Below are 11,685 nucleotides of genomic sequence, written 5' to 3' on the forward strand. Positions count from 1 at the left end.
GCTTTCGCGGCACGGTCCAGCAGGGTCCAGTACAACGGCAGGAAACGCAGATCGTACAGCCCTGTAAGACTTTATACGATTTCCTGCCGGGATGTGTACCTCTGAGGTTCCGCTTCTTCCACATGCGCACCGTCCGCTCCAGCTTCGCCGCCGAGCCCGCGCGCGCGAACTCGAGCAGCTCCGCCTCGCGCTCGGGGGTCGCAACCCGGGTGAGCGCCCGCACCTTGGCGTACGAGATGGTGCCGTGTTTCAGAGCGTCCGCGGTTTGAGGCAGGCGCTCGAGCGCGCGGGCGGTCCGCACCCGTTCGCGGGCCGTCCCGATCTTCGTGCCGGTCCTCCAGGCCAGCCATTCGGCGCAGGAGGAGTAGCCGCCGTCCTTCCACCCGCCCCGCCGGTCGAACTCGGCGATGAGGGTCATCATGCGCGCCTCGGCGGAGTTGATGCGGGCCGCCAATTCGGCGATGCGCTCGCCCAGCTTGCGGAGTTCGTCGTCGTCTCCCGAGGGCTCGGGACCGGACGGCGCAGGGTTGGCGTCGAGCCGGACACCCGTCGGTTCCCGCACCATCGCGGGCCCCGGAAAAGACCTTCGGCGAGCGTCGCAGAAGGAGTTCGCCGATGCGATCATCGGTCCTCCCAACGTGAAATTGGACAGTGACTTACGTACAAATATAACGCCACCGAAATCGGCCTCTCAGATTGCCCTGTAGTGGCCGAAGCGGGGTTGGGAGACCATCGGAGGAGGAAGCCGCCTGCGAATGCCGTCAGCGAGTCCTGCAGCGCCTCCGGCAGGTCAGGGAAGATTGAATCTCGGACCCCGCCGAATCGCTGGCTCCAGATTCGTCAATGGCAGAATGGGACATGCGCATGCGAATTCGGGACGCGGCGCGCGGGTCTGCAGCCGACCCTCAGCCAACAACCCGCCAATGGCGCGCGGGACCACCCGTCAATAGCAGAATGAGACACGCGCATGTGAATTCGGGATGCTTCGGAGGGGACGCACGGGGCGGTATACCGACAGTGCAGTCCATTGAGCAGAGAGACAGGCGTCCCCGGCGGATCTGCCATAGGCTCCGGGAGCACTACCACGATTCGCCATACCGTCCATGATCATGGACGTGAAGGTGTGTCAAGTATCTGTTACTGAACCGTATAGGTCCGCGACATGTCTTTCCGAATGCGCGGCACTGTGCCACTTCCGGTACGGCGCATCCTCGGGAAGCTCGGCAACGACATCCGCGATGCACGTCCGCGCCGCCGCATCCGCACATCGACGCTGGCCGAGTGCGCGCTGATCCCGGCCCGAATGGCGTCGAGCCTACCTCGGCGTGAAGTCCTCCCCGTCGCCCAGGCTGCGCACGAAGGCGGCGAGCAGGTTCGCGGCGGCGTCCAGGTCGCTGGTGCTGACGATCTCGTTGGGCGAGTGCATGTAGCGGTTGGGAACCGACACCAGCCCGGTTGGGACCCCGGTGCGCACCAGGTGGATGCCGTCCGCGTCGGTGCGGGTGGCGCGCGGGGCCGCCTGGATGCTGTAGGAGATGCCTTCGGCCTCGGCGACCCGGGCCAGACGGTCGAACACCACTGGGTGCGCTGCGGAACCCCGGCTCAGCACCGGTCCGCCCCCCAGCTTGTGCTCGCCCAGTTCCTTCTTGTTGATGTCCGGAGCATCGGTGCTGAACGTGACATCGACGACCAGCGCCACATCCGGATCCACGGAATAGGCGCTGGGGCGCGCCCCTCCTCCCGAATAGCCGATCTCCTCCTGCACCGTGGCAACCGCCACCGCACCTGCGGGACCCGGGGATTCAGCCAGCCTGCGCAGCGCTTCCAGCACCACGTAGGCGCCGATGCGGTTGTCGATCGCGCGCGAAGCGATGCGGTCGCCGGCGAGCCTTACCAGCGATGCGGCCACGACCGCCGAGTCTCCCACCCGCAGCCCGAGCTCCCCGGCTGCGTCGCGGTCGCCGGCCCCCACGTCGATCCACAGATCACGGACCTTGCTCGCCTTGGTCCGGTCCGATGCCTTCATCAGGTGAATCGGCTTCTTGCCGATGACCCCGGGCACTTCCCCGGCGCCGCCGAGGATGCGCACCCGCTGGCCCACCAGCACCTGCGCGTCCCATCCGCCGATGGTGTCGAAGTAGAGGAAGCCGTCCTTGTCGATGTGGGTGATCTGCAGGCCGATCTCGTCGATGTGCCCGGCCATCATCACCCGCGGCCTGCCCTCCGGATTCACCGACGCGAAGGAGTTTCCGGTCACGTCGGTCCAGACGCGATCCGCGAAGCCTTCGGCGCGCTGCCGCCACACGCGCGCGGCCTGCACCTCGAAGCCCGAGGGGCCGGGAGCGTTGAGAAGGTGTTCGAGGAAATCGATCGCCGGGGTCATGGGTTGGCTCCGGGTCATCAATGGTTGCGTCGCTTTTCCTGGATGATTTCGCCTGGGCGGGATCGCGGCGCCTCGTCATCGGAGCCCGCGTCGGCCCCGAAGGGTCCACGCCTGGTCCCCAATCCCCATCCGGACGCCCCGCCCGCACCTGCCGACGCCCCGCCCGCACCTGCCGACGCCCCGCCCGCACCTGCCGACGCCCCGCTCGCGCCCGGTTGCGCCCCGCCCGCACCCGATTGCGCGCCACCGGCGCCCCGATGCGCTCCTCCAGCGCCAGACCGCGCCCCGCCGGCTCCCGGAAACCCGCCAATGGTGGTCACCCGCAGCGACCCGTCGGCCAGTTGGCGCTCGATGCGGCGCTGAATCCGCTTCTGGATCCAGCGCCGGCTCGGGGGCAGCAGCAGCGAGAACCCGACGACATCGGTGAGCAGCCCCGGGGTGAGCAGGAGCGCGCCTCCCAGCAGGATGCAGAGCCCGTCCATCAGCGCCCGCCCGGGTACGCCGCCCCGAGCCAGCCGCTGCTGGAACGACCAAAGCGCGCGCAGCCCCTCGCGGCGCGCCAGCCACGCCCCCGCAACTCCCGTGAGCACACAAAGCGACAGCGTGGGCAAAAGTCCGATCGCGCCCCCGAGACGGATCAGGAGGAAGAGTTCGAGCAGCGGGACCGCCACGAAGATGAGCGCGAGCCTGGACAGTATCGACATGGGAAGGCTCTACACCGGCGCGGTGATTCCGGTGCCGAGAGCGCCCGCCGAGATGCCGGGCCAACGCCGCCGAGCGGTCGCGCAGCAGGCCCACATCCCGCAACGCGCAGCTTGATCGGCAGCCTCGGCTTCGCTTACTTGCCGTATGGAGCAGACCTACTTCCGGAAGGGGTTCGGCCTGAAAACCCAGGTCAAACCCATCATCGACGCCGAGTACCACTCGCAGCTCGTGGATCGCATCCGCGCCCGCGGCTACACCGACGTCTTCGGCGACATCACCGTGCGTCTGGCGCAGGAGTTCGGGTTCTGCTACGGGGTCGACCGCGCCATCGACTACGCGTACGAGACCGTGACCAAGTTTCCCGGCAGGAACATCTACCTGGTCGGGGAGATCATCCACAACCCGCATGTGAACCAGCGCATGCGCGAGATGGGCATCCGCTTCCTCTATCCGCGCGAGAACCAGAGCTTCGACTTCTCGCACCTCACGCCCAGGGATGTGGTGCTGATTCCGGCGTTCGGCGTTACGCGCCACGACTTCAGCACGCTGCGCGAGATCGGCTGCCTGCTGGTGGATACCACGTGCGGCTCGGTGCTGAATGTGTGGAAGCGGGTCGAGCGGTACGCGCGCGACGGCTTCACGGCCATCGTGCACGGCAAGTACACGCACGAGGAGTCCCGCGCGACCGCGTCCCAGGTCACGCTGTACGACGGCGGCAAGTACCTGATCGTGCGCAACATGGAGGAGGCGGAGCTGGTGTGCGCCTACATCGCGCACCGTCCCGGGAGCATGTCGACCGCAGAGTTCAAGGAGCACTTCCGCGACAAGGCCACGCCCGGATTCGACCCGGAGCTGGACCTGAGCAAGGTCGGAGTGGCGAACCAGACCACCATGCTGGCCAACGAGTCGCTGGCAATCGCCGCAAGAATTCGCAAGGCGATGGTGGAGGGACACGGAGAGGAGTACGCCAGCGAGCGGTTTCGCTCATTCGACACCATCTGCTCGGCAACCCAGGAGCGGCAGGATGCGGTGGAGGCGATGATGTCGCAGCCGCCGGACGTGATGATCGTGATCGGCGGCTACAACTCGTCGAACACCAACCATCTGGCCGCCATGTGCCGCCAGTATACCGTGACCTACCACGTCGAGGATGCGGTGTGTATCGACACGACGACGGGCCTGGTGCGCCACAAGCCCGAACTCGACCCGCACGCCGCCGAGGTGGTCGCCCGTGACTGGCTCCCGGAGGGTCCCTTCGAGCTAGGCATCACGGCCGGCGCCTCCACCCCGAACAACAAGATCGGCGAGGCGCTGGCGCGCGTGCTGGCGATCCGGGGGGAGTTGCCGACAGAAGAAGCGGCTGACCAGGCCGGCAACGGTACACGCGTGCCGAGGGTGCTGCCGCAGGCCGGGAGCCGTTCGGCCTCTCCCTAGATGTGAATCGCCCTTCCCAGCGCTGACAGCGCGCCTTCCGCCACGGCCTCGGAGAGGGTCGGGTGCGGGTGCATCGCCTTCTCCATCTCCTCGACGGTCGCCTCAAGGTGGCGTCCCACCACGAACTCGGCGATGAGTTCGGTGGCGCCCGGACCCACGATGTGCGCGCCCAGGATCTCCGAGTAGCGCGTGTCGCGGATCACCTTCAGGAATCCCTCCGAGTCGCCGGCGGCCAGCGCGCGCCCGTTGCCCACCCACGGGAACCTGCCCACCTCGATGTCGTGTCCGGCTTCTCGGGCCTGGGCCTCCGTGAGCCCCACGGACGCCACTTCGGGGTGGCAGTAGGTGCAGTTGGGGATGTTGCCGTAGTCGACGGTCCCGTGTCCGGCTCCGGCGATGTGCTCCACGGCCACGATGCCCTCGTGTGAACCCTTGTGGGCGAGCAGGGGCGGGCCGGCGCAGTCGCCGATCGCGAAGATGCCGGGCACGCTGGTCTCCATGTGCTCGTTGACCTCGACGAAACCGTCGCTGGTGGTGGCCACCCCGGCCCTGTCCAGCCCGATGTCCTCGATGTTGGGGACGCGCCCGACGGCGGAAAGGACGTAGTCGGCCTCGAGGACCCGCTCTTCCCCGTCGCCGTCCTTTACCGTCAGCCGGACGCCGCCGTCGTGGATTTCGGTGTTCTGGAGGGCCGTGCTGGTGAGGATCTTCATCCCCCGCCGCTTGTAGCTCTTCGCCACGGCCTCCGAGACCTCTTCATCCTCGACGGGAAGAATGCGGTCGAGCATCTCCACCACCGTGACCTTCGAGCCGTAGGCGTCGTAAATGTCCGCGAACTCGATGCCCACGGCGCCCGCGCCCACGATGACCAGGTGCCCGGGGGCGTCGGCCTGGAAGAGGGCGTGCGTGGACGACCAGATGCGCTCGCCGTCGATGACGAGGACGGGGATGTCGCGGGGCCGGGAACCGGTGGCGATGATGACGTTGCGTCCGTGGTAGCGCTGCGATTCTCCGTCCTCGCCGCGCACCTCGACGGTGCCTCCTCCGGCCAGCCGGCCGTAGCCCTTGATGTGGGTAACGCCGTTCTTCTTGAACAGATGGCCGATGCCGCGCACCAGCCGCGAGGCGACGTTGCGGCTGCGCTTCTGGGCGGGCCCCAGATCCACCCCCATCTCGCCCAGCATGATGCCGTGCTGCTTCGCCTTCTTCAACTGGCCGACCAGCAGCGCGCTGGAGAGCAGGGCCTTGGTGGGAATGCAGCCCACGTTCAGGCAAACCCCGCCCAGCTCCTCGTACTCGACGCAGGCCGCGCTCAGCCCGAGCTGGGCCGCGCGGATGGCCGCGACGTAGCCGCCCGGGCCGCTGCCGATGACGATCACGTCGAAATTCTTTTCGGCGTCGGTCACTTCTTCACCTCCGATTCAATGCGGGAACCCCGAGAAGTCTAGGGGAGCCTGTGCGGGTTGCAACCCCCGTGCCGGGCTTCTTTGTGCGTTGCCGCACCCTCGTTATATTGCGCGTTCTTCGGGACGTGGCGCAGTCCGGTAGCGCACCTGAATGGGGTTCAGGGGGTCGCCGGTTCGAATCCGGCCGTCCCGATTTTTCGGGTCAAGAGTGTCACGGACACGACGTTACCTCGTCCGGCAAGGAGCGCCTCATGCGGCTGCACCTGAGTGTTCTCCCGGCTTTTCTCGCCTTGTACCTCGGATCGCCCGCCCTCTCCCTTGTGGGCAGTCCCCCTCCGGCCCAGGCCAGCGCGGGCGCGGTTTCGGCCGGCTTCAGCCATGTGTGCACCCTGGGAGGCGGCGGGGCGGCAAGCTGCTGGGGCACCAACGCCTACGGGCAACTGGGCGACGGGGGCACCGTCGACCGCGCCGAGCCGGCCCCGGTGTCCGGCGGCTTGAGCTTTCAGTCGATCTCGGTCGGGCACGGGCACGCCTGCGGCGTGACGGCCGACGGTGCCGTCCACTGCTGGGGCAGAAACGGGTACGGCGAGCTGGGTGACGGCTCCACCACCAACCGCGCCGAACCGGTGCGCGCGGCCGGAGATGTGACCTTCGAAGCGGTGGCGGCCGGCACCAACCACACCTGCGCGCTCACCGGCGACGGCGAGGCGTACTGCTGGGGGCTGAACAGCTCGGCGCAACTGGGCGTGACGGCGGGCACCCCGAGCCTCGAACCGGTCCGGGTTCCGGTGGACACCGAGTTCGAGTCGATTACCGCCGGCGTCGACCACACCTGCGCGCTGGCCGGAAACGGACGGGCCACCTGCTGGGGCTCGAACGACATGGGCGAACTGGGCGACAGCACCCGCGCCCTGGGCTCGGCGCAGCCGGGCGAGGTGGACGGTCCGAGATACGACGTGCTCTCCGCGGGGAGCAACCGCACCTGCGGGGTCACCGGTGGCGGCGACGCGTATTGCTGGGGCAACAACAACTACGGGGTGTTGGGGGACGGCACCGAGGAGCGCCGGGGCGGCCCCACTGAGGTGGCCGGCGGGCACGACTTCTCCACCATCTCCGCCGGCGGTGTGCACACCTGCGCGCTCAACGACGATGGCGAGGCGTACTGCTGGGGCCTGAACACCTTCGGCCAACTGGGCGACGGCTCGACCGACAACGCGCTGGAGCCGGTCGCGGTCGCGGGGGGGCACACCTTCGAGTCGATCTCGTCGGGCAATTACGGCACCTGCGCGCTGACCGCCGCGGGCGAGGTCTACTGCTGGGGCCGGGTGGCCGGAATGGCCGGCTACGAGGAGGGCGAGGGGTCGATGACCGAGCCCACGCTCGTGGGCGGCGGGTCGTCTTCCGGTGAGACGGGCGCCGCGGGGACCGCAGACGCTGCTCCGGACGCGGCGGACAATGGCCGCGACTGGGCTGCGCTGGCCGCATCCTTCGGCGGCCTCTCCGCGCAGACCCCCGTGCGGACGGTCCAGCCCGGAGCCCCCGGTGAGGCCACGCGCGTGCTCGAGCCGGGCGAACTCGACGGCACCGAGCTTCCTCTGCACACGGAAGCCGATCTTCGCTTCATGCGCGGGATGATCCCGCATCACGCCCAGGCGCTGGACATGGTGGAGCTGCTCCGCGACCGCACGTCCAACCCGCGGCTGCATCGTCTGGCTCTGCGTATCGAGATCTCGCAGAAGGGCGAGATCGCGATGATGGAGCGCTGGCTGCGCGAGCGGGGCGAGGACGCCCCTGCGGGCATGGCGCACCACGGACACGACGGCATGATGGAGCTCATGCCGGGGATGCTCACGCCGGAGCAGATGGCGCAATTGGCAGAGGCGCGCGCCGCCGAATTCGACCGCCTCTTCCTCGAGTTCATGATCAGCCACCACGAGGGCGCGCTGGTCATGGTCGAGGCATTGTTCGCGAGCCCGGGCGCGGGACAGGGGTCCGCCATCTACCACTTCGCGTCGGATGTGGAGGCGGACCAGGAGATGGAGATCCGGCGCATGCGCGCGCTGCTGGAGAGCGGCGGCTGAGGTGATTCACGCCCGCGCCACCCGACTCGGGCCCGGCGCGGAACCAGAAGGGAGAAGGGGATGATGAAGACGCGGCTTCAGATCGATCGAGGAGCTATGGAGATGCGTGCGCTGTGGATGGGCATCGTGCTTGCGGCGCTGGGGCTGCCGGCGCATGCAGCGGCCCAGGCCGTTCCGCCGGGACAGCCGCGGCCCGAGGAGCTCGCCGAGGTGCGCACCGACTCGCTGGCCGAGCCCCCCCTTCCCGCCTTCGACTGGGACATCCTGGATCCACGCGTGAACCTGGCGGCCGGCTGGCTGGACGCCGAGAGCGCCATCTGGAACCTGGAGCTGGTGGCGACCACGCCGCGTCCGGAAGGCTTCTTCAACCCGGAGACGCCACGCCAGGGCGCCGGTTTCTCCAACACGGACCTCGCCTTCCAGGGGAATTACCTCTTCCAGGGCAACTACAACGGCTTCCAGGTCTACGACATCTCCGACCCCGGCAACATCGAGCTGCACGTGGCGGTCGTGTGTCCCGGCGGCCAGGGCGACGTGTCCATCTACGGCGACCTCCTGTTCATGTCCGCGCAGGAGACCCGCGGCCGCCTCGACTGCGGCACGGAGGGCATCCAGGACAGCGTCAGCGTCGAGCGCTTCCGCGGGGTGCGCATCTTCGACCTGTCGAACCTGGAGGCGCCCCGCCAGGTGGCGGCGGTGCAGACCTGCCGTGGATCCCACACGCACACCGTGGTCACCGATCCCAACGACGACGAGAACGTCTACGTCTACGTCTCAGGCACCTCGGGAGTGCGTCCGGCCGACGAGCTGCCCGGGTGCTCGGGGTTGCCCCCGGAGGAGGACCCCAACACCGCGTACTTCCGCATCGAGGTGATCCAGGTGCCGCTCGCCAACCCGGCCGCTGCCGAAATCGTCAGCATGCCGCGCATCTTCGCCGATCCCGAGACCGGCGAGTACGGCGGCCTCTGGCAGGGGGGCGACCACGGCGAGGGCACCCAGGAGTCCCGCCTCACCAACCAGTGCCACGACATCACCGTCTACCCGGAGATCGGGCTTGGCGCCGGCGCGTGCGCGGGGAACGGCATCCTGCTCGACATCTCCGACCCCGTGAACCCGGTGCGCCTGGACGAGGTGGTGGACCCCAACTTCGCCTACTGGCACTCGGCCACCTTCAACAACGACGGCACCAAGATCCTCTTCACCGACGAGTGGGGCGGCGGAGGTCAGCCCCGCTGCCGCTCCACCGATCCGCCCGACTGGGGCGCGAACGCCATCTTCGAAATCGTCGGTGGGCAGATGGAGCTCGCCGGCTACTACAAGCTGCCGGTGCCGCAGAGCGAGCTGGAGAACTGCGTTGCCCACAACGGCGCCGTCATCCCGGTGCCCGGACGCGACATCATGGTGCAGGCCTGGTACCAGGGCGGCCTGTCGATGCTCGACTTCACCGACGCATCCGACCCCGTCGAGATAGCCTTCTTCGACCGCGGCCCGCTGAGCGAGGAAGAGATGTACACCGGCGGCTACTGGTCCACCTACTGGAACAACAGCTTCATCTACGGCGCCGAGATCACCCGCGGCCTCGACGTCTTCCGCCTGTCGCCCAGCGAGCATCTTTCCCAAAACGAGATCGACGCCGCCAACATGGTGCAGGTGGAGGAGTTCAATGCCCAGCTGCAGCCGATGTTCACGTGGCCCGCCCACCCCGCCGTGGCGGGATCGTACCTCGACCAGCTTGAGCGCGCCGGCGACATCCAGCCCTCGCTGCTGCAGCGATCGCGGGACGTGCTTGCGGCCGCCGCGTCGTCCCCGAGCCCCGACGTGGCTGCTCAACTGCGGGAGACCGCGGCCACCCTGGACGCCAACGCCGACGAGGTGACCGCGGGCGAGCGCCTGGGCGACGCGCCCCGTCAGCGCTGGCTCGCACAGGCCATGCGCGAGCTGGCGGCGTCGATGGATTGAGATGAGGGCAGCCCTCGCGCTCGTTGCGAGCATCGTTCTCGCCTGCGCGGAGCCGGGCAATCAGCGCGAGACTTCCGCGACCGGCTCCCCGTCGCCCGCGGCCGAAGGCGCATCCCTCCCCACCGCCCTCTGGCACGACGCCACCGACGAACTCCTGCCCGCCACCGGCGAGTGGACCAACAAGGTCGAGCTGGCCGACATCGACGGGGACGGGCGGATCGATCTGCTGTTCGCGAACGGGGGCAACTATTCCGAGCCGGGTGAGCCCGAACTGAACCGCGCGTTCGCCAATCGCGGCCCGGGCCAGCCCTTCGAGGAGGTGACGGGCCGGGTGTTCGGCGCCACGCCGGACCTCGCGCGGGTGATCAAAGCGCGCGACTTCGACGGCGACGGGGATACCGACATCTTCGTCGGGGCGACCTACCAGACCCGGAGCCGTCTGTACATGGGGACGGGTGGCGCCTTCGAGGAGCGGACCGCGACCCACCTCCCACAGCTCCCGCTCAGTCTGGGCGATGCCGAGCCCGGGGACGTCGACCTGGACGGCGACCTCGACCTGGTGCTGGCGGACTGGGGCCCCGGCAACAACATGACCAACGAGGGCGGCCGCACGCGCCTCTGGCTGAACGACGGCACGGGCCGCTTCACCGACGCCACCGAGGGCCGCATGCCCGTGACCCTGGTCCGCTTCTCGTGGGACCTCGAGCTGGTGGACGTCGACAACGACTTCGACCTGGACGTGCTGGTGTCGTGCAAGCGCTGCGCGGGCAGCCTGCTCTTCCGCAACGACGGCGCCGGCACCTTCGAGGAAGATCCGCGCGGGCTGCCGCAGTACACCAACAACTATGAATTCGAGGCGATGGACCTCAACGGCGACGGTTTCCTCGACCTCGTGACCATCAACGACGGGGAAATCGTCGGAGAACGCGGCTCGCGCCGCCGCGAACACGTCTTCCGCAACGACCGCGAAGGCCGATTCGTGGACGCCACGGACGCCTGGTGGCCCACCTCGGAGAACATCGGGGAGGACGACAACGTGGTCGCCTTCCTGGACTTCGATTCCGACTACGACGTCGACTTCCTGATCGGCTCGCTGAGCGGGCCCGACCGCCTGCTGATCAACGATGGAACCGGCCGGCTGCGCGTGGCGACCGACGTGTTCACCGGCGCGGAAACACCCGGCACGCTCGGCATGGCCATCGCCGACCTGGACGGCGACGGCCGCATCGACGTGGTGCAGTCCCAGGGCGAGCACCCCACGGCCATACAGGAGCGCATCTTCCTGGGGCGGGGGCTCGACGCCTACAACGCGATTCCCGTCGTGGGTCAGCCGCTGACCGTGCCGGACGCCGACAGCGCCCTGGTCATGATCCGCATCCACGAGCGCAAGAGCCCGCTGCTCGCGGCGGAGTGGGAATCCGTCGAAGTGACGTGGGAATCCGCAGACGGCGAAGGGACGGTAGCGATGCGCTGGTACGGCGAATACCTCTGGCGGGCCCGCATTCCGCTGGACGCGAGGCCATCGGTCATTGACGCGAGGGCTGTGTCCGGAGGACGGACGCGCACGCAGATCTTCCATCCCGGCCAGGGAGCGTCCTGAGCCCGAGAGTGGCGGAAGAGGCCGTCCTCCAAGTGGAGGCGCGCGACGGTGACAAATTCGGTATTTTGAGCGACAGATCCGATCACATGGCCGCAGTCCCGTAAGGCTTCACCCGAG

At 68.4% G+C, this 11,685-nt stretch carries 8 protein-coding genes and 1 tRNA gene; 5 read left to right on the forward strand and 4 right to left on the reverse strand.

Annotated features, from left to right (window positions below; genetic code table 11):
* The 3 genes from OXU32_15290 to OXU32_15300 form a co-directional block, all read right to left on the reverse strand.
* Positions 1-625, reverse strand: a 625-nt coding sequence (locus OXU32_15290) for a DUF222 domain-containing protein (GenBank protein ID MDE0075320.1), incomplete at its 3' end; no start/stop codon positions are given.
* Positions 626-1,315: 690 nt separating this feature from the next.
* Positions 1,316-2,383 carry a M42 family metallopeptidase gene (locus OXU32_15295; protein ID MDE0075321.1) on the reverse strand — a complete coding sequence of 356 codons (1,068 nt, stop codon included), beginning with the start codon at positions 2,381-2,383 and terminating at the stop codon, positions 1,316-1,318.
* 17 nt (positions 2,384-2,400) lie between these two features.
* On the reverse strand, positions 2,401-3,087 hold the full coding sequence (locus tag OXU32_15300) for an FxsA family protein (GenBank protein MDE0075322.1): 687 nt from the start codon (positions 3,085-3,087) through the stop codon (positions 2,401-2,403).
* Between the two features lie 145 nt (positions 3,088-3,232).
* Here OXU32_15300 and OXU32_15305 point away from each other — a divergent pair, with 145 nt between their 5' ends.
* The gene (locus OXU32_15305) at positions 3,233-4,522 is read left to right on the forward strand and encodes a 4-hydroxy-3-methylbut-2-enyl diphosphate reductase (protein ID MDE0075323.1); all 1,290 of its coding nucleotides are present in this window, start codon (positions 3,233-3,235) and stop codon (positions 4,520-4,522) included.
* On the opposite strand, the gene lpdA is transcribed toward OXU32_15305, so the two are convergent.
* The gene (lpdA, locus tag OXU32_15310) at positions 4,519-5,928 is read right to left on the reverse strand and encodes a dihydrolipoyl dehydrogenase (protein MDE0075324.1); all 1,410 of its coding nucleotides are present in this window, start codon (positions 5,926-5,928) and stop codon (positions 4,519-4,521) included. The genes OXU32_15305 and lpdA overlap by 4 nt on opposite strands.
* 119 nt (positions 5,929-6,047) lie before the next feature.
* On the opposite strand from lpdA, the gene OXU32_15315 reads away from it, so the two are divergent.
* The 4 genes from OXU32_15315 to OXU32_15330 all read left to right on the forward strand — a co-directional run bounded on the left by OXU32_15315 (position 6,048) and on the right by OXU32_15330 (position 11,568).
* Positions 6,048-6,121, forward strand: a tRNA-Pro gene (locus tag OXU32_15315).
* 58 nt (positions 6,122-6,179) lie between these two features.
* Positions 6,180-8,009 (forward strand): DUF305 domain-containing protein, encoded by a 1,830-nt coding sequence (locus tag OXU32_15320; GenBank protein MDE0075325.1) that lies wholly within the window; start codon positions 6,180-6,182, stop codon positions 8,007-8,009.
* Positions 8,010-8,069: 60 nt separating this feature from the next.
* Positions 8,070-9,968 (forward strand): hypothetical protein, encoded by a 1,899-nt coding sequence (locus OXU32_15325; GenBank protein MDE0075326.1) that lies wholly within the window; start codon positions 8,070-8,072, stop codon positions 9,966-9,968.
* Position 9,969: 1 nt separating this feature from the next.
* Positions 9,970-11,568, forward strand: a complete 1,599-nt coding sequence (locus OXU32_15330) for a VCBS repeat-containing protein (GenBank protein ID MDE0075327.1) — start codon at positions 9,970-9,972, stop codon at positions 11,566-11,568.
* Positions 11,569-11,685 lie beyond the last annotated feature (117 nt).

This window comes from Gammaproteobacteria bacterium (genome assembly GCA_028819075.1).
GTDB lineage: Bacteria > Gemmatimonadota > Gemmatimonadetes > Longimicrobiales > Gaopeijiaceae > BD2-11.

Excerpts from the sequence above, each read along its gene's own strand:
- OXU32_15295 (MDE0075321.1), bottom strand. The coding sequence starts at position 2,383 with ATGACCCCGGCGATCGATTTCCTCGAACACCTTCTCAACGCTCCCGGC.
- OXU32_15320 (MDE0075325.1), top strand. The coding sequence starts at position 6,180 with ATGCGGCTGCACCTGAGTGTTCTCCCGGCTTTTCTCGCCTTGTACCTC.
- OXU32_15330 (MDE0075327.1), top strand. The coding sequence starts at position 9,970 with ATGAGGGCAGCCCTCGCGCTCGTTGCGAGCATCGTTCTCGCCTGCGCG.
- OXU32_15305 (MDE0075323.1), top strand. The coding sequence starts at position 3,233 with ATGGAGCAGACCTACTTCCGGAAGGGGTTCGGCCTGAAAACCCAGGTC.
- OXU32_15300 (MDE0075322.1), bottom strand. The coding sequence starts at position 3,087 with ATGTCGATACTGTCCAGGCTCGCGCTCATCTTCGTGGCGGTCCCGCTG.
- OXU32_15325 (MDE0075326.1), top strand. The coding sequence starts at position 8,070 with ATGATGAAGACGCGGCTTCAGATCGATCGAGGAGCTATGGAGATGCGT.